The organism is Nonomuraea sp. JJY05, assembly GCF_043496855.1.
GTDB lineage: Bacteria > Actinomycetota > Actinomycetes > Streptosporangiales > Streptosporangiaceae > Nonomuraea.
Genome location: NZ_JBIEIS010000081.1, coordinates 13,863 through 33,628, shown reverse-complemented (window position 1 = coordinate 33,628; position 19,766 = coordinate 13,863). Strand labels below are relative to the sequence as shown.

20 protein-coding genes are annotated in these 19,766 nt (G+C 67.4%); 9 read left to right on the top strand and 11 right to left on the bottom strand.

All coding sequences use genetic code 11. The features are described 5' to 3' along the window. A partial coding sequence (locus tag ACFKCF_RS59395; protein WP_394506076.1) for a sensor histidine kinase occupies positions 1-1,210 on the top strand: 1,210 nt, incomplete at its 5' end. Between the two features lie 165 nt (positions 1,211-1,375). Here the strand turns inward: ACFKCF_RS59395 and ACFKCF_RS59390 are convergent. The 5 genes from ACFKCF_RS59390 to ACFKCF_RS59370 form a co-directional block, all read right to left on the bottom strand. Next, on the bottom strand, positions 1,376-1,825 hold the full coding sequence (locus ACFKCF_RS59390; RefSeq protein ID WP_394506074.1) for a hypothetical protein: 450 nt from the start codon (positions 1,823-1,825) through the stop codon (positions 1,376-1,378). A gap of 59 nt (positions 1,826-1,884) precedes the next feature. Next, positions 1,885-2,034, bottom strand: coding sequence for a hypothetical protein (locus ACFKCF_RS59385; protein WP_394506072.1), 150 nt, complete (start codon positions 2,032-2,034; stop codon positions 1,885-1,887). 120 nt (positions 2,035-2,154) lie between these two features. Next, entirely contained in the window at positions 2,155-2,463 is a 309-nt protein-coding gene (locus tag ACFKCF_RS59380) for a hypothetical protein (protein WP_394506071.1), read from the bottom strand. 114 nt (positions 2,464-2,577) lie between these two features. Further along, positions 2,578-2,913, bottom strand: coding sequence for a transposase (locus ACFKCF_RS59375; protein WP_394506069.1), 336 nt, complete (start codon positions 2,911-2,913; stop codon positions 2,578-2,580). 445 nt (positions 2,914-3,358) lie between these two features. Beyond that, positions 3,359-4,339 carry an ABC transporter substrate-binding protein gene (locus ACFKCF_RS59370; RefSeq protein ID WP_394506067.1) on the bottom strand — a complete coding sequence of 327 codons (981 nt, stop codon included), beginning with the start codon at positions 4,337-4,339 and terminating at the stop codon, positions 3,359-3,361. Between the two features lie 114 nt (positions 4,340-4,453). Here ACFKCF_RS59370 and ACFKCF_RS59365 point away from each other — a divergent pair, with 114 nt between their 5' ends. The 5 genes from ACFKCF_RS59365 (at position 4,454) to ACFKCF_RS59345 (ending at position 11,040) form a co-directional block, all read left to right on the top strand. Beyond that, positions 4,454-5,428 carry an iron ABC transporter permease gene (locus tag ACFKCF_RS59365; protein WP_394506079.1) on the top strand — a complete coding sequence of 325 codons (975 nt, stop codon included), beginning with the start codon at positions 4,454-4,456 and terminating at the stop codon, positions 5,426-5,428. Between the two features lie 161 nt (positions 5,429-5,589). Next, positions 5,590-6,549 carry a FecCD family ABC transporter permease gene (locus ACFKCF_RS59360; RefSeq protein ID WP_394506065.1) on the top strand — a complete coding sequence of 320 codons (960 nt, stop codon included), beginning with the start codon at positions 5,590-5,592 and terminating at the stop codon, positions 6,547-6,549. Positions 6,550-6,560: 11 nt separating this feature from the next. After that, positions 6,561-7,454, top strand: coding sequence for an ABC transporter ATP-binding protein (locus tag ACFKCF_RS59355; protein ID WP_394506064.1), 894 nt, complete (start codon positions 6,561-6,563; stop codon positions 7,452-7,454). A gap of 53 nt (positions 7,455-7,507) precedes the next feature. Beyond that, the gene (locus tag ACFKCF_RS59350; protein ID WP_394506062.1) at positions 7,508-9,313 is read left to right on the top strand and encodes an ABC transporter ATP-binding protein; all 1,806 of its coding nucleotides are present in this window, start codon (positions 7,508-7,510) and stop codon (positions 9,311-9,313) included. Next, positions 9,310-11,040 (top strand): ABC transporter ATP-binding protein, encoded by a 1,731-nt coding sequence (locus ACFKCF_RS59345; RefSeq protein ID WP_394506060.1) that lies wholly within the window; start codon positions 9,310-9,312, stop codon positions 11,038-11,040. Before ACFKCF_RS59350 ends, ACFKCF_RS59345 begins: the two co-directional genes overlap by 4 nt. A 67-nt stretch (positions 11,041-11,107) precedes the next feature. Here the strand turns inward: ACFKCF_RS59345 and ACFKCF_RS59340 are convergent, their stop codons facing one another. The 4 genes from ACFKCF_RS59340 to ACFKCF_RS59325 form a co-directional block, all read right to left on the bottom strand. Further along, positions 11,108-11,743: a TetR/AcrR family transcriptional regulator gene (locus tag ACFKCF_RS59340; protein ID WP_394506058.1), complete on the bottom strand. Its 636-nt coding sequence runs from the start codon at positions 11,741-11,743 to the stop codon at positions 11,108-11,110. Positions 11,744-12,273: 530 nt separating this feature from the next. Beyond that, a complete protein-coding gene (locus ACFKCF_RS59335; RefSeq protein WP_394506056.1) occupies positions 12,274-12,624 on the bottom strand; it encodes a hypothetical protein in 351 nt (116 codons plus the stop codon). Positions 12,625-12,721: 97 nt separating this feature from the next. Further along, the gene (locus ACFKCF_RS59330) at positions 12,722-13,246 is read right to left on the bottom strand and encodes a hypothetical protein (protein ID WP_394506054.1); all 525 of its coding nucleotides are present in this window, start codon (positions 13,244-13,246) and stop codon (positions 12,722-12,724) included. Positions 13,247-13,295: 49 nt separating this feature from the next. Next, entirely contained in the window at positions 13,296-13,706 is a 411-nt protein-coding gene (locus tag ACFKCF_RS59325; RefSeq protein WP_394506053.1) for an Imm10 family immunity protein, read from the bottom strand. Between the two features lie 751 nt (positions 13,707-14,457). Here ACFKCF_RS59325 and ACFKCF_RS59320 point away from each other — a divergent pair. Beyond that, positions 14,458-15,138 carry a DUF1963 domain-containing protein gene (locus ACFKCF_RS59320; RefSeq protein ID WP_394506051.1) on the top strand — a complete coding sequence of 227 codons (681 nt, stop codon included), beginning with the start codon at positions 14,458-14,460 and terminating at the stop codon, positions 15,136-15,138. A gap of 126 nt (positions 15,139-15,264) precedes the next feature. After that, positions 15,265-15,531: a hypothetical protein gene (locus ACFKCF_RS59315; RefSeq protein WP_394506049.1), complete on the top strand. Its 267-nt coding sequence runs from the start codon at positions 15,265-15,267 to the stop codon at positions 15,529-15,531. 561 nt (positions 15,532-16,092) lie between these two features. On the opposite strand, the gene ACFKCF_RS59310 is transcribed toward ACFKCF_RS59315, so the two are convergent. Next, the gene (locus tag ACFKCF_RS59310) at positions 16,093-16,971 is read right to left on the bottom strand and encodes a dihydrodipicolinate synthase family protein (RefSeq protein WP_360700735.1); all 879 of its coding nucleotides are present in this window, start codon (positions 16,969-16,971) and stop codon (positions 16,093-16,095) included. After that, positions 16,961-17,995: an aminotransferase class V-fold PLP-dependent enzyme gene (locus ACFKCF_RS59305; RefSeq protein ID WP_394506047.1), complete on the bottom strand. Its 1,035-nt coding sequence runs from the start codon at positions 17,993-17,995 to the stop codon at positions 16,961-16,963. Before ACFKCF_RS59305 ends, ACFKCF_RS59310 begins: the two co-directional genes overlap by 11 nt. Positions 17,996-18,067: 72 nt before the next feature. Here ACFKCF_RS59305 and ACFKCF_RS59300 point away from each other — a divergent pair, with 72 nt between their 5' ends. Next, a complete protein-coding gene (locus tag ACFKCF_RS59300; protein ID WP_394506046.1) occupies positions 18,068-19,039 on the top strand; it encodes a GlxA family transcriptional regulator in 972 nt (323 codons plus the stop codon). Positions 19,040-19,766: the final 727 nt, after the last annotated feature.

Genomic DNA, 19,766 nt, shown 5'->3' with positions numbered 1-19,766 from the left:
GGACACCGCACACCCGGGGCCGCCCGCCAGCGTGCCGTCACAGCCCGGTTCGCCGTCGTGCTCGCCGAACGCGCCTGGACCGACCACCACCGAGAAGCGCGCGCTCAACCAGCTCGCCGCCCTAATCAGCAAGTGCCACGGAAGCCGGGTCGAGGTGTGGCTGGACGAGACCGGCAAGCCGGCCGCTGCGGCATCGGCCGCCGAGTGCCTGGCCACCGCGCGCCGCGCCCAGTTGAAGCCGTACGTCGCACCGGCCGCGCTGCTCTACATCGGCTCGCCGGAGGACCGTACGCCGGCCATCGACCCCTACGACATCGCGGGAGTCACCGCGGTGATCCTCGTCCTGGCGGTCGGGGTCAGCGTGCTCGTCGCCACCCGGCTGACGCGGCCGATGCGGGCGGTGACCGCGGCGGCCCGGCGGATGCGGGCGGGCGACGGCTCGGCGCGGGTCATGGTCCGCGCCAAGGGCGAGGTCGGCGAGCTGGGCGCCGCGTTCAACGAGATGTCCGAGCACCTGGACCGCATGGAGCAGCAGCGCAAGGCGATGGTCAGCGACGTGTCGCACGAGCTGCGCACGCCGCTGAGCAACATCCGCGGCTGGCTGGAGGCCACCCAGGACGGCGTGGCCGAGCTGGACCCGGCGCTCACCGCCTCGCTGGTCGAGGAGGCCATGGTGCTGCAACACATCATCGACGACCTGCAGCAGCTCGCGCTCGCCGACGCGGGCAAGCTGCGGCTGCACCCCGAGCCGGTCGACGTGGCCGATCTGCTCGAGCAGATCGCGACCGTCTACCGCGCTGCGGCCGCCGGGCTGGTGCTGACCGTCGAGGTGACCGGCCGCCCGTACCTGGACGCCGATCCGGTACGGCTGCGGCAGGCAGTCGGCAACCTGCTCACCAACGCGCTCCGCCACACGCCGGCCGGCGGGCGGGTGAGCCTGCGCGCGTACGGCGACGGCGACGGTGACGTGCTGATCGAGGTGGCCGACACCGGGCCGGGCATCGCGCCCGAGCACCTGCCGTACGTCTTCGACCGGTTCTGGCGGGCCGAGAAATCGCGCAGCCGCCAGACCGGCGGCAGCGGACTGGGCCTGGCCATCGTGCGGCAGCTCGCCGAGGCGCACGGCGGGTCCGCGGCGGTGCGCAGCGAGCCTGCCCGGGGCGCGACGTTCGTCCTGCGTCTGCCCCGCAGAACAAAGATCCGGGACTAGCGACTGTTTCAAAAGGTGGGCTCGTTGTGGATGAGCAGGTCGGCCTCACGGTACAGCCCCCGGCCACGGCGATTGCGCTGCCAGTGAACGCCGGACAGCCACCGCCGTCCTTGAAGCGGCGCTCCAGCAGGGCGCGACACCCGGGGCAGGCCGGCCATGACGTCGTCAACGCCGGCGCCGGCGACCGCCGTTCCGAAGCGCTTGCCTGCCTCGTTGGCCGTGGCGAAGAACCCTACAGACCGCGAACAGACGAAGAAAGCCGCAGGTCGCTACCGCTAGAGATGGTTGATTCCAGGGGATGGAGATCGGCTGTTTGGCTGTGGATATGAAGCGAGGGCACTCATGCAGCAGTGACACCAGCGTCTGATGCCCACCGGACACAGCCGGATAGATGACGTCCTCGACCCGCTCCTCCGGCGCCTCCAAAGCGGCCTCGGTCATCTTGAACGGGATGTTCTCCTTGCCCGGCACCCGCTTCAACTCCGCCACGAAATCGCCGATCACCTTCGTCTCCGCGCGGGCATTGATCCGGTGCACCGTGACGATGAGCAGGTCCACCAGCGCGTCGGTGATCTCCCGGCCCCGGCACAACAGGTAGGCGGCCAGCAGCGTCATCTTGATCTCGTGCGGATGGCTGCGCAGATGCGACGGGCCTCCGCCGCCACCCGGGCCCGTCAGCTCGCCGGCACCTTCGGCGCGACGTCGGCGAACAGGTCCTCCGGCAAGCCGACCGAGCGGATCGCGGTGAGCTTGAACACCTCCCGCTCGATCGTCTTCACGCTGACGTTGCCTGGCTCCTCCCGGATCATCGCGAACACGTCCACCCCGGCCCCCCGGCCACCGCGGCCGCGCCGAACAACGCGCCGTCATCCTGCCCTGCCGCCTCCTCCTCATCTCCCGGGTCGGCCGTCTTCGCGATCAGGGCGAGCATCCGCGCCGCCGCCTCACCCGGGATCCGGCCGCAGATCCGTGCGGTCAGCGCCTGCTCGGCCTGCCGCAGCCCCGGCCCGATGATCCGCCGTGCCGATCTCGCGGCCGTTCGGAAACCTGCCGAATACTGAATGCAAGCGCAGGAGCAGCGCGAACCCAAGCTTGGTCGCCCCTCGGCGCCCGGATAACTGCTCCAGCTCCTCGCCGACCAGCGTCCAGTTCCCGATCAGATCGTCCTCGTCCAGCACACGCGCCACGAGACATCCGGCCTTCTTGCCAGCGGGCAGCTCCCAGCCGCCGCAGCCCCACAATTCCGTGTCCATACTGACCGCGTCTGATCATGCACGTCGAAGATCGGCGAAAGATTCGCGATTGATCACAGTTAGGGGCGCCTCGACCTGCTCTCACACGATCGCATGTATCCCATAACAGCAGCCTTATAGGCTCCCCGTCTTCGGCCGACCCGGAAGGTGCTTGACCTGCCGGGCATCTGCCAGCGTGCACTCCAGCCCTTCGGCCTCCAGCCGGAAGAATGGCGCCTTCCAGTAGTCGCCGGTGCTCTCCATCACCACCCGCACGACGCCACAGCAGCGCAGCCAGTCCGCCAGCGCCAGGATCTCCTTCTTGGTCGTGCCGAACGTGCGGACCTCCTGCGCCCGCCGTCGCGGATTGCGGTCACTGGGCAGCCGGACACACGCATCCAGCCGCCCCTTGGCCACATCGAGCGCGCACACCCGCTCCACATACAGCGGCTCGTCCTCGACCTCATCCACCCGCCACCTCCTCACCATTGAGCGAGTGGCGACCGTCCGGGGGACCGAGGGCGACGAGCGAAATCTGGCCCGCGTGCTCGAAGCAACAAGGAACAGCCCTCCAGGAAACCGGCTCCCAGCGTCCAGACTCAGTCCCGGGCTCAACCGGCGCCAAGCATTCATGACGTCACAGACGGCCACCGACCCCCATTTTCACGCCGGAACCGGCGCCCCACATGGGTTTCCCCGACTCGGTCGCCGACGGCCGTTGTGCCGGCTCTGGCCCTGTCTCGGTGCTCGGGGTGCCACTGTTGTTGTCGCCGTCTGGTCTGGGGCGCCGGAAGGTGGAGTCGCAGTCGGCGAGCCGAGCGCGGACGGTCCCGATGCGCTCCCCATGTCTGCCGTACGGGGTCGGGAACGTCGGTGCCGTTCATGATGTCGTCGTCGGGCAGGTCGATCACGGTGATCATCCAGCGTCGGCAAGCTCCTGCTGTGCTTGGTCGAGGACGATGCCCAGTGATCGGGTGCCGCGCCCGGTTGCCCAGATGAGCGAGTTGGTCTCGACGACGTGGTGATTCTGGACCGCTGCCAGTTGGCTCCACACGGGATTGCTGGCCAGCAGCTCCGAGATCGGCGTTGGCTGGGCTGAGGACACCGCGATGGTCGAGACGAAGATGACGTCGGGGTTGGTCTGAAGGATCTGCTCAAGCGAGTAGCTCGCCGTCCCTGGCTCGTGGCTGCCGCCTGCGGTGTCTTCCCACGGGTAGTTGCCGACCTCCTGCAGCACCGAGCCGAGCAGGGACGAGTCGGTACTGACGTTGAAGTTGGCGTCGACTCCGCCGATGGCGATGCTCGTGAGCGTCGAGCGATTCTCATGGGCCGTAGCAAGCTTCGCGTTGAATCGTTCGACGGCGTCGGCGGCCTGTTCCTGGCGGCCGGTGACCCCACCCATCCACGTGAGGAAATCGATGGAGTCCTGGTAGCTGCTGACCTTGGCCAGGTACAGGGGTGCGGCCTGCTCGATCGCGGAGCGAAGCCCGTCATGGACGCCTTCGAGGCCGATGACGAGGTCAGGGCGGGCAACGATGACGTCTTCCACGTTCTCCTGGCCGAAGCTGCCGCCGATCGTAGGGATCTTCTCGGCCTCCCCGGGGCCGAGGAACTGAGGCTGGGCGAGCAGCTCGTGGGCGCCGGCCTCTCGGCTGGCGACGGGCCGCAGGCCGAGTTCGAGTAGTGCGTCGTCGCAGATGCCGGTGAGGCATACCACCCGGGAGACGGGACTCTTGACGGTCACCGACGTACCGGATCCGTCGGTGACCGTTGAGGTGCTCGTCGGTGAGGAGGAGGGGCTCGGGGTCGTGCCGCCACAGGCAGCCAGGGCGAGGACGGTCGAGGCAACGAGAGTGGCAGTCAGGACGCGGCGGCGTGGTCGCTTCGCGGTGAACACGGACACAAGAGTCCCTTCTGATTATGAAAACGATTCTCATGTCATACTATAGTGGAGATGGTTACTTCATTTAAGCGACCGTGCTGGTTGCCGGCCTGGTGGGCCTTGTTCTCGATGGCCGGTGTGGTGGCTCTGGCCCTGATCTCGGTGCTCGTGGGGCCGCCGCTGTTGTCGCTGTCTGGGATGGCGGAAGCTGTCGCGTCGGTGGGCGCGACCGATGCGTGGGTGGTGTTCTGGCAGTTGCGGGTGCCGCGCGCGGTTGTCGCTGTCATCGCCGGCGGTGGGCTGGGCGTGGTCGGACTGTTGATGCAAGACGTGTTCCGCAACCCGCTCGCGGGGCCCGATCTGCTGGGGGCGGGTCCTGGCGCCGCGTTGGCGATGGCGTTGACCGTGGTGACCGGGGTCGGCGGCGCGTTCGTGGTCGGCCCGCTCGTGACGTTCGCTGGGGCGCTCGGAGGTTCCCTGATCGTCTTGCAGTTTTCCTCGCGACAGCGTGACCCGGTTCGCTTCGCTGTCGTCGGCGCCGCGGTCTCGGCCGGTTTGACCGCCCTGACGATCGCAGTGATCAGCGTCGGGTCTCCGATGGCGACGGATCTGTTGTTCCGCTACCTGCTGGGCATCTTGGCCGGCCGTACCTGGACGATGGCTCTTCCGGTCTTCATCGGTGCCGGCGTGCTGGCAGTGTGCGTGGTGCCGTTGGCGCGGGCGGTGAGTGTGGTCCGCTCTGGCGAGCGGTTCGCGGCCAGCGTTGGCATCCGTCCTCGGCGCGTTGTCATCGAGGTCGTCGTGGTGTCGTCGTTGATGACCGCGACCGTGGTCTCGTGTTGCGGCCCGATCCCGTTCGTCGCGCTGCTCGCGCCGTTCCTGACCAGGCGATCGCTGCGGCGAGAACACACCTCCTCCCTGGTATGGCCGACTGCCGTCACGGGTGCTCTCCTGCTGCTCATCGCCGATATCGTCGGCCGGCTGAGCACCTACCCGCAGGAGGCCCCCGTCGGGGTCTGTGTCGCGGTGCTGGGCGGACCGGCGTTGCTGCTCTTGTTGCGCGGCCTGCGGGCCGGCCGGTCCCCCGCGGTGGAGCCGATCTGATGCCCCGAACAGCAACGAGTAACCCCCCAGCGCCACCCCGGCTCCACAAGGAGCGTCGGTGGTGGCCAAGCGATGCACGGCCGGCTCCTCGGCGCACCCTCGCCCGTCGGACGACTCGCCGGGTCGTGGTGCTCTGCTGCGCGTGTCTAGTCGTCCTTGCGGTGACCGGGCTCGGTCACATCCTTGTGGGCCAATCGGCGATCACCGCCGGACAGGCGCTCGCCGTTGTGACGGGACGCCCGCATTCCTCCGTTGATGCGTTAGTCGTGGGCCTGCGCGTGCCCAGGTTCGTCATCGGGGCGACATCTGGACTCGCGCTGGGAAGTGCGGGCGCGGCGCTGCAGGCCTCCCTGCGGAACCCGCTGGCCGAACCGGGGATGCTGGGCATCTCCTCGGGTGCGGCACTCGGCGTCGTGCTGACCACGGGTGTGGGTATAGCCGAGGGTCAGCCTGTGGTTCTGCTCGCGGCAGCCGTGGGCGGGCTTTGTGCGGTCGGTCTGATCGCGCTGACCGTTCGCGGGCGCTGGAACGACTCGGGACTGATCGCGCTTTCGGGTGTGCTCATCGGCTCGATCCTGACCGCTGTGGTCCTTGGAGTGCTGGCGCTGACCGGCCGACCGATCGGTGACGTGCTGCGGTGGCTGGTCGGGTCGGTCAACGCCCGCACGCTCGACGACGTCCCGCCCATAGCCGCGCTGACCATCGCCGGGCTGCTGATCGTCCTGAGCCAAACCCGACCCCTGTCGGCGCTCCGCCTCGGCCCGGCTATGGCGTCCACCCTCGGGGCGAACCACAAGCGAGCGCGTGCCCTGGCCATGATCGGCGCCATCGTGCTCAGCGTTGGCGGCGTGATCGGAGTCGGCGCGGTCATGTTCATTGGCTTGATCGGGCCGCAGATCGCCCGTCGCGTTACCCGAAGCACTCATCCCGGCGTGCTGATCCTTGCGGGCGGACTGGTCGCGGCCGCGATTCTCCCGGCCGCCGATCTGATTGCCGAGCAGGCGACGCTGATTCTGCCCGGAACAGGAAGTGTCACAGGACTACCGGTCGGCGCGGTGATCGCGCCCCTCTCCGTCCCCGTCCTGTTGTGGCTACTCAATGCGCGAAAGCAGGCGGCTTGATGAGGGAGAGCATGGAGATCGACCACTCGACCATGGATGGACGTGCCATCGACAGCCATGCGCACGATGCCCCGATACATGAGCCGAGCGCTGAAGCCGGGCCATATGCGATCACGACGTCGCCTGTGGTGCCACCACTGGCGGCCGAGGCCGTCACCGTCGGATACGGCCAGGTGCCGGTGCTCACCGAGTTCGGCGTGAGCTTCGATCCGGGCGAGGTCACTGCGTTGCTCGGGCCGAACGGGTCGGGCAAGTCCACGCTTCTCGCGGCCCTGTGTCACCTGCTGACTCCGTCGGTCGGCGCTGTCCTGCTCGACGGCGCGTCGATCGCTCGAATGCCGACCAAGGTCCGCGCTCGGCACCTTGCCCTCGTCGCACAGAGCGCTGTGATCCCCGAAGCCATCGACGTGCGAACGCTGGTCTCCTATGGCCGATACCCGTACCGAGGTCCGTTCGGCACCGGTGACGCGGCAGGGGAACAGGTGATCGCTGACGCCCTCAGGCTGTGCCAGCTCGATGATCTCGAAGACCGGCCGGTGGACGCCCTGTCGGGCGGTCAGCGCCAACGAGTGTGGCTGGCGTGCGCGCTTGCCCAGCAGACCCCCTGGCTGCTCGCCGATGAGCCCACCACCTATCTCGACCTGGGACATCAGACCGAGGTGCTCCGGCTCCTCCACCGGCTCCACACCGACCACGGCCGCGGTCTGGTGATGGTCCTGCACGACCTGAGCCAGGCGGCGCAGTACGCGGACCGCATCATCGTCCTCGACCACGGACAGATCGTCGCCGACGGTCCGCCGGGCAGCGTCATCACCGAAGAGCTCCTCGCCGAGGTCTATCACGTCGAGGCGCGCCTCATCCCGCATCCGGTGAACGGGCTCCCCACGGTGGTCCCGCTGCCGTGACCGAAGCGACGCGACCTCACCGCAGCACCCCACCAGACGAGGGACTACCACGCATGACAACCACCACGACCACCATGGACTCCAACCACAGCGCCCGCTCCGAGGAACCACCGTCGCTGTTTCAGCCCATCCGATTCCAGCTCGCCGCAGCGATCGCCGTGCAGGCCGTCGCCGCTGCGGTCAGTGTCGTCCCCCTGATAGCGCTCGTCGAGCTCGGCCGCATCCTCCTCGCCACCTCCCCCGACCCGGGACGCGCCTGGGCGGTCGTGGGGATGGCCGGCGCGGCCGTGATTCTCAGGTTGCTGTTCGCTGTGCTGGCGAACACGATCAGCCACTACGCCGAGAACGACCTCCAGTTGGGCATCCGGCGCGGTCTCGTCGATCGCCTCGGCCGTATCCCGTTGGGATGGTTCGACTCGCGCTCGTCCGGTGTCGTGAAGCAGGCCGTGGGCGACGACGTCGATGCGCTCCACCACCTCGTGGCGCACTCGGCGCTGGAGCTGACTTCCGCGATCGTCGCGCCGCTGATCTCGCTGGTCTACCTGTTCTGGGTCGACTGGCGGCTCGCGTCGATCACCCTCGTTCCTCTGAGTATCGGCATCATCTTGTTCCGCCGGGTCGGGACGCTGTTCCAACGGGGATTCGCGGCGATGTTCCCGATCATGCGTGAGATCAACCAGACCGCCGTCGAGTTCGTCACCGGCGTCGCGGTCGTGAAGACCTTCGGACAGTCCCAGCAGTCCTATCGGCGCTTCGCCAACACCGCGAACCGCTTCTCGACCGGATGGAATCGGTCCATCGGCGGGCTGGCCATGCCCCGATCGCTGGCCGAACTCACCCTCTCGCCGGGCGTGATGCTGCTGGTCACCCTCATATTCGGCAGCGTCTTCGTCACCGCCGGCACGATGTCGGGGGCGGATGTCCTCGCCTTCGCCGTGCTCGGCACCGGGGTGTCCGCGCCGATACTTGCGCTCAGCTACGCGGAGCAAGATCTGCGCGCGGGCAGGGCTGCCGCGACCCGCGTCAACGCCCTCATGACGACACCAGTCGTCGAGGTGAACGAACCGACGCAAACCCCCACCGCGCGAACGGTCGAGATCGACCGCGTTGACTTCGCCTACGAGCACGACCATCCCGTGCTGACCGGCATCACCCTCACGCTCCGGCCCGGCACCGTGACCGCGCTGGTCGGACCGTCCGGTGCAGGCAAGAGCACCCTCGCACGACTCGTTCCCCGATTCTTCGACCCCACCAGCGGAACGATCAAAGTCGGCAGTGCAGACGTGACCGCCATCTCCAACGGCGAGCTGTACCGGCACATCGGGTTCGTGTTCCAAGAGGTCCGGCTGCTGCGTGACACGATCCGCGAGAACATCCGTCTCGCACGGCCCGAAGCCGATGACGAGCAGGTCGCCGCCGCCGCTCGCGGCGCGCAGATCCACGAGCGAATCCTCGCGCTGCCCCGCGGGTACGACTCGGTAGTTGGTCAGGACGCACTGCTCTCAGGCGGTGAAGCGCAGCGAGTCGCCATCGCCCGGGCCATCCTAGCCGACCGGCCCATCATCGTCCTCGACGAGGCCGCCAGCTTCGCCGACCCGGAGTCGGAGAACGAGATCCAACGCGCGCTCAGCGAACTCACCCACGGCAAGACCGTCCTCGTCATCGCCCACCGTCTGCGCAGCATCGCGAACGCCGACCACATCGCCGTGCTCGACGGTGGCCGCATCGTCGAGCAGGGGTCACACGACGAGCTCCTCGCCCGCGGCGGCCTCTACCGCCGCCTGTGGACAGCCCAGGCCGGCCAGGCGACCGAACCGAGCCACACCGCTACCTCCGCAACGGGGAAGGAATCCCGATGATCCGCCAGCTCCTCCGTCTCCTCGACCCGAGCAGCCGTCGCACCCTGCGACGCATGATCGCCTGGCAGTGCGTCAACGCGGTCGCCCAGGGCATTCTCTTCGCGCTCACCGTCCCGCTCCTGCGGGCGCTGCTCGGCCCGGACCCGGATACCGTGTGGCCATTCGTGTGGGGCTTCCTCGCGGCGTCGGTGCTCTACGCCGTCGTTTACTGGTTGAGCCTGCGGTCGGCGTTGCGATCCGGCTCGACCCTCTCCTACGCGCTGCACACCCGCATCGGCGACCATCTCGCCACCCTGCCACTGGGTTGGTACACCGCCGAACGCGTCGGCCAACTCAGCACGCTGCTCAGCCAAGGCGTCGTGGACATCATGGGCATCGCCGCCCACCTCATCCGTCCGCTGATCACCGGCCTGCTCACGCCCTTCGCCATCGTGATCGCCCTGGCGTTCTTCGACTGGCGGCTGGCCCTGGTCACCGCGGTCACCATCCCGGCACTGATCCTCGTGTTCCGCTGGGCCAGCAGGCTCGCGGCCACCGCCGACACGATCCGCGCCGAAGCGCACGCGGAGGCCGCCGGACGGATCATCGAATACGCCGCCCTGCAGCCCGTCCTGCGCGCCTACAGCGCCACCGGGACCGCCAACAAGCTGGTCGACACCGCCCTGGTCGGCCAGCACGATGCGTCGGCACGCGTCCTGCGCGCCTCCAATCCCGGACGAGTCGGCTTCGCGCTAGGTCTGCAAGTCGCCTTCACCCTCATCCTGGCCGCGGTCACCGGCCTCGTCCTCGGCACCTGGACCGCCGCCGTCGCCGTCCTACCACTCCTGGTGCTCGTCGTCCGTTTCATCGAGCCACTGACCGAGACCGTGGGTCTGACCTCCACCGTCCAGCGCAACCGAGGCTCACTCACCCGCATTACGAACGTCATCGACACCCCGCCCCTTGCCGAGCCCACCACCCCGGTCGTCCCCGAGGGTAACGACATCGAGTTCGACCGGGTCGGTTTCGGCTACGACGACCGCCCCGTCCTGACCGACGTGAGTGCCCGGCTCCCCGAAGGCACCATCACCGCGCTCGTCGGTCCCTCCGGGAGCGGAAAGACAACCCTCACCCGTCTCGTCGCCCGGTTCTGGGACGTGCGTTCCGGCGCCGTGCGCATCGGAGCGACCGACGTCCGCGACATCGCCACACCAGAACTGATGTCACGCATCGCCATCGTCTTCCAAGACGTCTACCTCTTCGACGGGACCATCGAAGAGAACGTGCGCCTCGGCAAGCCCGACGCGACCGAATCCGAACTCCACGCGGCCGCTACGGCAGCCCGCTTGGACGACATCCTCGCCCACGCTCCCGACGGCTGGCGCACCCGCGTCGGCGAAGGAGGAATGCGGCTGTCCGGCGGTGAACGCCAACGCGTCTCCATCGCCCGCGCCCTCCTCAAGGACGCCCCGATCATCCTCCTCGACGAAGCCACCTCGGCCCTCGACCCCGAGAACGAGAACGCCGTCCACGACGCCATCGCCGCCCTCACCCGCGACAAGACCGTGCTCGTCATCGCCCACAAGCTCGACACCATCCGCCACGCCGACCGCATCCTCTTCCTCGAAAACGGACACATCGTCGAAAACGGAACCCACGACACGCTCCTCCAAGCTGATGGCCGCTACGCCCAGTTCTGGAACGCACGCGCCGCCGCTGCCGAATGGCACCTTGACAGCTCAGCATGAGCAGCCAACCGCTAAGTCCCCGCGCAAGCCCTCCGTGCTGGCCGTGCCGACGCCTGTCGGAGCCGGCTCAACCGGGACGCTGGCCGATGGAGCGGCGCCGACCGACATCCTTCATCGCCGCAGCAACCTCATCCCTCGTCAAGGCCGCTCCGGGAAGCGGCACCTGCTCCGGCCGTGCCTGCAGACCGTCCAGCAGAACAGCCATACACCGCCGCCACTGCTCAGCGTCCACGTTCGCGGTGTAATCCCGCACGGCGTCGACCATGACGTCAATGAGGAACAGGTCAGACCGTTCCGCATCCCGCCGCAGATACCCGTCCTCCTTCGCCCGCGCGATCAGCTCCTCCACCCGAGCCGACCGCCGAACCCGCCCCTCCGCGAAGGCCTCCGCACCTTCCGGGGTGGTCATCACCACCGCCCGCAGGCCCCGATCAGCATCGATGAACGTGTTCATCCGCTCCAGATACAGCACCAGCCCATCCCACGAGTCCTCCTGAGCCAGCGCCTCCTCCAGGATCCTGTCGAGCTGCTCGTCACGCTCCCCGTAGACCGCATCGACCAACGCCGACCTTGAAGGGAAGTTGCGATACATCGTGGCGATCCCAACCCCCGCATGATGCGCGATCTCGTCCAACGTGACATTCAACCCACGCTCAACGAACACCTCGCGAGCCGCCGCCAGCAAGCGCGCCCGATTCTCCACCGCATCTCGCCTCCTACGCCGCCGACGGGGGACAGAACCAGAGGAGTCATCGGTATTGGGTATCGCCATAACTCCCATTGTCCCGGCAAGCAGCAAAGGCACGCGAGCCACCACACTGCAGCACCACAGACCCAGCCGCTGACGTCACCATCCGCAACTGGCGACGGCAACTTCAGCCCAGCAAACACGTCGCCGTCGTATGGGACAGCTGGCAGCTCGCTCCAGCCGATGCCGTGGTCGAGGACCTCGGTCAGGAGGAGGGAGTCGACGTCGAGGGCGGGCGCCAGACGGACCGACGCGATGGCGCCGACGATGTGGCCGGGCGTCTGGTCGTCGAGGACGGCCAGGTGCTGGGTGGGCCGCCGCCCGGCGATGCGGTAGCAGGGGAACCGCTCGGTGACCCGGGCCAGCCAGTCGCGGTTGACCGCGACCGGCTTGCCGCGCAGCTCGCCGATCCGCGCGCACTCATACGACCAGGGCGACCAGTCGATGGGGCGCAGCGGCTTGCCGCCGGTGCGGGAGTAGCGGGCTCACGTGGCTGCCAGGGCGAGCGCCGGCCGCCGGTCGAGCAGGTCGGGCGGGCTGGTGCGGTGCCAGGTGTAGGTGCCGTCCGGCGGCAGGCCCGGCAGGTGGGCGACGCTGATGCCGGCGCCGTCGAGGTCGAGGCGCACCTTGGCCAGGTCCCACACCACGTAGCGGTCGCTGAGCAGGACCTGGCCGCCCGTTCGCACGAAGGTCACGAGCTTGGGATTGAGGACCAGGTCGCCGACCAGGTCCCGCACGGGGACATAACGGACCGCGGTGCCTGCGGGTGTGGGGTGTTCACGAATAGGCGTGGCCTGCACCGAGTCGGGGATGGTGATGATCGCTTCCCGTAACACAACTGATCGTTTCCCAACTGTTCGGCGCCTTCAGGTACTGACAGCGTTCTGCGCGGCACACATCGGCGCGGAACCGGGAGGTCGTGAATCGCGAGGTTCAGGGCCCATCGGTCCAGATGTACCAAGGGCCCCTAAAATGCTCGTACCAGACCTCGTCCGGGCCCGGTACCCGATCCGGAATGTAGGCGAAGCCGTAGCGCTTCCATCCCCATGTGAACGAGGTGACCATGAACTGCGCTCCGCCCGGGATCTTCTCCGTGTAGCCCACCTGATACAGGCCCCGCCACTGATCATGGCCATCGTCGTCGTCATGCACCGACCGGGCGTAGCGTTCCAGGCTCGATTTCGACAAGGCGAAGCGCACGTGCAGGGGCGCGTCGACCGTGACCAGCAGCACGGTGCCCAGCACCAGTACGAGTGGGACGAACATCCAGGGCGCCCGCCCTCGCGCGCCTTCACCCAACAGCGCGGACCACGTGATGGCGAGCGCCAGCCAGTACAGCGCCAGCAGCAATGCCCAGTAGGACAGGCCGGGAGCGCTCACCTCAAAGAGCGTCAGAAGCGAGGCGAGTCCGATAGCGCCGGTGAAAAGCAGGGCGAGGCGTTTGCGAGCAAGGCGCATGGGGCGATCTTTCCTTATACCGGGGCCAAGCACATCGGTCCCGGCCGACTTAAAGATCGAGAACGTAGGGCCGAGCGTCGGCGCGACCATAGGAGAGGATCTGCCGCAGCCCCTGCCGCAGTTGTTCGATGGATTCTTCGTCTACATCGAGAGTGACTTCGACTTCGGGTTCGGCCAAGCCAAGTGCCTCCAGGTCGTCGGGGTCGAAAGCGACGCGCAGCACGTTATTGCGGAGTGTGAGCTCCCGGACGGCGCCGTAGGCGGTTCCTTGGTCCTCGGTGACGACGCAGTAGGTGTCCATGCCTAGGGCGATGTCTTGGTCGTCAGGTTCATAGGTACAGCACTGAAAGATCAATATCACTCCCTCTCCGGCCGGAGTCTCGCTGACACCAGCGGACAGAACCTCATCCTCCGGATATTCGTCGGCTCCAGCGGCCTGAGCCGTGAATCTGATCATCATGGCGGAAAGAGTAGCGGCAAGCCAGGACGAATCTGCAGATCAGCGATAGGCCAATGCATACGCCGCGGTAAGCGCGGCCATGAGTCCGACGGAGACTTCGCCACCTTCTGACCACAGTGCCGCCAAGCAAGGATCCTGAAGAGCGGCAGTGGCTGCCAGTGCTGGGGTATTTACAGCTTGGAGTTGTTGGAGCAGGCCGATGAACTGCGGGCACAGTCGGCAATAGTCGAGGAACGACTGCGCCGGCTGGCCATCATGCGTGAGAGGGTGTTGCTGAACGTTTGATCTTGGGGAAGCTCTGGGGGCGAGACGGAGCGTCAGGCCGAACCGGGCTTGGCGGTCCATCTTGTCGACGACAACCTGGCCACCCACGAGGCGCCGGTGATGAAAGATCTGATCGATTCGCGTGAACGGGCTGGCTGGGCAGGCGCGGGGTGGGCGTACGACATTGGTTGTCGGACCCGGGCGGTAGCGTTCGCTGCGTCTGTAGGCACCGTAATCGGAGATGTTGATGCCCCGTCATACCTTGCCCCGGCCGATAGCTGTGGATGAGCTGTTTCCCGAGTTGCAGCCGCTCGGCAAGCAGGCGCTTCGGCTGCATCCGCGTTCGGGAGTCCCGTGCTACGAGGACAGCTCCTTCGGGGGCCCTTTACGGTGGCCGACCGATGAGCCCTGGCCATCGTGCGCCGAGGAGCACTACACCGAGGACCGGGAGAATCCCGAAAAGTATCGCCATGAGACCGTGGTGCCCATGGTGCCGATCCTGCAGCTCTACGCGTCGGACGCGCCCGGTGTCCCGTTCCCACGGGGCAGCGACCTGTTCCAGGTACTGTGGTGCCCGTTCTTCCATGGACCGGGTGGCGAGGAGCGCTATCCCCTGGTTCGGGTGTTCTGGAGGAACGCGGCCGACGTCCGCCACGTGCTCGCCACGCCTCCCGAGCGCGCTGATGCTCCAGAGGGTCACGTTCCCGTGCCCTGTGTGGTTCATCCGGAGCAGGCGACGGAGTACCCCCATGGATACGAGCTGCCGGAGGATGTGTGCCGCGAGATCGATGACCGGCTGGACAGGCTGAAGGAGGCTACCAGGTGGGACTATCACTACCACCTTAGTGTGGCCCCCGGGACCAAGGTCGGCGGCTACCCCTACAACCTGATCGCCGCGACAAGCGACCTTTCCTGTGAGAGGTGCGGAGGGCCCGTCGAGCATCTCCTGAGCGTGCACAGCTATGAGTACGACGGTGTGTCCGCGCAGACCTGGCTTCCGGTGGAGGATCGGCCCGACGACGACAGCGTCCCGTTCCGTTCCTCCGAAGGAGCCGAGGCCGTGGGGAAGCCGCATGGCTTGGAGTTGGGATACGGAGGCGACCTGTACGTCTTCGATTGCCGTTCCTGTCCGGACCGCCCGACGCAAACCACCTTCTACTTCAACTGAGCATGCGGGCGGTGGCCTTCGTGACCTCGATGTCGACGGTGCCGGCAGCAATCCGGCGCAGCCGGGCGTGCCCCATACTCGCCGTCGAGGGGCAGGGGCGGACCCCGCGGGGTTGGCGGCCGAGCGGTGCTGCAGGACCTAGAGGGGCTTGCGTCTCTCGACGAGGCGGTGAGCGGCTGGGTGGAGCAGGTGGACCTCCTCCGTGCCTGCTCCGGCGAGGGGGGCGTCCTTATCCGCCCCGACGGGTACGTCGCCCTCGCAGGAGGAGCTACCGTGAACGACGCCCCTCCGACAAGGGCATCCGATACGCGGGTCCACCAACCGTCGCACTCTTGCCCACACCCTCAAGACCATGATCATTTCTTATCTAAACGGCATTGGTCGCCGAGGTAAGTGTCGATCCTCAGGTCTGATTCGTGCGTCGCGGACAGATTTGGGTTTGGGATGCCATCGAGGTCCATGGGCCCCGCCAATGCGATCTCGCCTCGCCATATGATACGTGCGGGATCCGTGGTCGGGGTACGAGCCGCGGTAGCGACCTCCGACGGGGGTAAATGCGTCTCTGGTGAGCTGATCGTCGGCGTCGAGGCAGAGGTGCTCGGCTGCTGAGGGAGCCACCATGCCCCGAGCGCGATGAAGGAACCGATGACCCCTGCAATAGCCCCGACGATGGCCCATAGCCGATCGCTGCCCTGCAGTCTACGAACTCTAGTACGGCAGCCGCCATTCGCTAGCTGAGCTGGGATGATGCGCCGCTGGTCAATGCGATCTTGTGATGGCGATTCTGCACAACAGAGCAGCCGCCCATGATCATGTCTGTGTGAAGAGTACAAGACTCTGGCAACTCGGCCCGGGACCGTACCGATATTCCGAGCCGTTGCGTACAAAACACTGGCGGGCGGCTGGCACCGCAACCCAAAGTTCTTCCCGCAAACACCCGATATGACCTTGGCGCTAACCGAGGTTCATGGCCGCGACCTGCTCCGTTTCGGCCGGCGGCAACGGTTCCAGCGGCGGTCGTACGGTCGCGCTGGCGATCACGCCGAGCTGAGCGAGCGCGGTCTTTACCACACCGACACTGGGCGCGCCTCCCCTGGCCGACCGCAGGTTCTCGAACGCGGTGGCCCGTCGGACGGCGGCCCGCGACGCGGCCAGGTCGCCGGTCCGCAGGGCGTCATAAAGCGCCATCGGAATGGTGTCGTCGACCGCGATGAGGCCGGAGGTGAAGCCGGTGGCGCCAGCCTGCCACGCGTACGCCGCCCATTTCTCCGCCAGACCGCACAACCAGACCACCTGGTCGAGGACGGCGTGAGCGGCCAGCGCGGTCGGATCAGGCACCGAGTGCTTGATCCCCACCACGTTCGGACAGGCGGCGACCAACTCGGCGACCGCCGGCGGACCCACCGCGGGATCACGCAGATACAGCACCACCGGCAGCGGAGAAATTGCGCTCGCGATCGCACGGTGGTAGGCAACCCAACCGGCCACCGACGCAAACGGATTGGTGGGCTGGTGAATCATGACGGCGGCGGCACCGTACGCTGCCGCTGCCTTTGCCTCCTGGATCGCCGCGTCGACCGCGCCACCGACCGAGGCGATAACCGGCTTGCCGACGGTCTCCACGGTCGCGGCGACGACATCGAGACGTTCTTGCGCTGTCAGAGCGAGAAACTCTCCGACACTGCCGCCAACGGTGATGGTGCCGGAGCGGCCACCATCGACGTGTCGCGCCAGCCGGCGTACCGAGTCGAGGTCGATCGACCCGTCGGTGGCCATCGGCGTCACGACGACGGCGCACACCGAAGCGAGCTGAATGGCGAAATCAGCGGACACGAAGCGCCTCCAGTACGCGGTCGAGGTCGGAAACGGTGGTGTAGGGCCCGATGGCCAGCCGCGCGCCGGACGGCGTACGGGACACCGCCAGGCCGGCCGCCTGCAGCAGGTCCGCCGCATCGGGCCGAGGGATGCAGACGATCGGCGTACTGCCCGGCGGCAGGTCGAGCCACCGTCGTAACTGGTCGGCGAGATCTAGCGTGTGGCCGGCGATCCGGTCGGCCCCGAGATCCAGCACCGTGTCCAGGGCGGCCGCGGTGGCGCCCCAGGAGTTCCACACTGGGCTCACGTCCAGCCGGCGAGCGGCCGGATCGAGGTCGAGTGGACCGCCGAAGAAATGGCTGGCGGACGGGCTGGACCACCAGCCCGCGCCGCTGGGTCGCAGCCGGTCCAGCAGGTCTGGCCGTACGGTCAGAAACGCCGTACCGCGCGGTGAATACAGCCATTTGAAGGCTGGGCACACCACGAAGTCGAAGCCGGCGTAGTCGGCAGCTAGCCAGCCGCACGCCTGCGCCGCGTCGACGATGGTCAACGCGCCGCGGTTGGCCGCGGCCGTACGGATCGCGGCGTGGTCGGCGAGCGCGCCGTCGGCGGAATGCACAAGGCTGAAAACGACCGCGTCACCGCGCTCGGTGATGGTCTCGGCGAGCAGGTCCCGGCGGACCAGGTCGACCTTCACGCCGCGGTCGGCCTGGCTGAGAAAGGGAAACAGCAGCGAGGTGAACTCGTCCTCACTGGCGATCACAGTGCTACGTTCAGGCAGAGCGGCGGCCACGATACTGGCCAGCTGCGACACCGACGTGCCGGTGGCCACGTCCGCCGGGTTCACGCCCACCAGCGCACCGAACGAGGTTCGCGCTTGTTCGGTGGCGCCCAACCAGCTGTCAAGCGGCGCGGCACCATACGTCCACTGCTCGATCCATCCGGTCGCGGCGGCAATCGCCGCACGTGGCGGCAGGCCGTAGGACGCGGTGTTGAAATAGCCGGCACCGCGGCCGTCCCAGTAGCCAGCGAGTTCAGTCATGGCATGCATCGTCGGTGGAAGGCATGCTTCCCGGTAAGTGGCAGTTATGACCTCCGCCGTATGATTTGGGACATGATCACCGTTGCCGTGCTCGCGTACGACGATGCGCCGACCTTCGAGTTGTCCATCCCGCAGGCTGTCTTCGGAGCGGCGGAGCTGGCCGACCGGTGCGAGGTCGTGCTGGTGTCCGGTGAGCCGGGTGAGCTGCGGACCGAGCACGGCTGGCGCCTGCCGACCCGGTCGCTGCCGGAGCTGACGCCGGCCGACCTCCTGGTGGTCGCTGGTTGGCGGGACCCGGCCGAGGACGTGCCGGCGAGCATGGTCGAAGCCGTACGCGCCGCCGCGCACGCCGGCGCTACCGTCGTGGCGCTGTGCACCGGCGCCTTCGTGGTCGCCGCGGCCGGCCTGCTGGACGGCGAACCGGCCACCACGCACTGGCGGCACGCTCCGGCGTTCGCGCGCCGCTTTCCCCACGTACACCTCGATCCCGCGGTGCTTTACGTGGACCGCGACGCGATCGCCACCTCGGCGGGGACGGCGGCCGGCATCGACCTCTGCCTGCACCTGGTCCGTGCGCGGTTCGGTGCAACCGTCGCCAATGCGATCGCCAGACACCTGGTCGTACCAGCGCATCGCGAAGGCGGCCAGGCACAGTACCTACCGCAGGCGGTCCAGTCGGTGGAAGGCGACGACCCGATCCGCGCGTCGATGAAGTGGATGACCAGCCGGCTTGACCAGCAGATCACCGTCGCTGACCAGGCCGCGCGATGCCACCTGAGCGCCCGCCAGTACGTCCGGCGGTTCGCCGACGTCGCCGGCACCAGCCCATACCAGTGGCTGCTCCATCAGCGGATCGCGCGCGCGTGCGAGCTGCTGGAGAACACCGACGACAGCATCGACCAGATCGCCACCGCCTGCGGTTTCGCCGATCCAACCGGGCTGCGCGCACAGTTCCGCCGCCGCGTCGGCGCGACTCCCACGGCATACCGTGCCACCTTCCGGACCCGAGGCAACAACCTGCCAGCCAATGCGGTCTCGAGCTGACAGGTCGTCTCTCTTGAACGTGGCGGAGTTGGCGGCCAGCGTGACGGCTCGACGCAGGTGCGATTGCCTGGAACTACCACACCGTCCGCTTCACCAAAGTGCCCCTGGCTGTCCAAGGAGTGCGCGTTCGACCTCTGGCCGAACGCGGATGGTCAGGGGTGTTCAGGTGGTCCAGGCGCATCTGATAACACAGTGCATCAAGTTGATCGGACGCTGCTTGCGCGATCTTCGGCCGGAGGATGTCGCACGGCTCCAACGCCTCACCAACCGGAGCAAGGACCACCTACTTGCGCCTGAACGTCAAGACTGGGCTCGGCGGTGTGTGAGCGACCTTCAGCAGCATATCCCTTGGGTCTGGTCTGAACGCAGGCAGGCGTAAATTCAGCAGACCTGTATGGGTGCGATGGTGCTTGCCAACGGAGGCGGGCGTCGAACACGGATGGTCATGGCGAGCGCCCGAGTCCCCAAGAACGTCGTTTCCGTTCATCAAGGCGTTGGACCTCCGACGGGAGTACGCCGAGCCTAGTACGGCAGCCCCAATTGCGGTGTGAGCTGGGATGATGGCGGCCGGACGATGCGATCTTGTGATTCGATGCGGGAGCAACGAGAGCAGCCGCTCATGATCATGTCTGTGTGACGAGAGCAAGATCGAGAGCGGCTGCTGCCCTCATCGTAGAGGCAGCGCGCGCAACGAAACACCGAGAACCTCCTGACCGCGCTGGCGCCG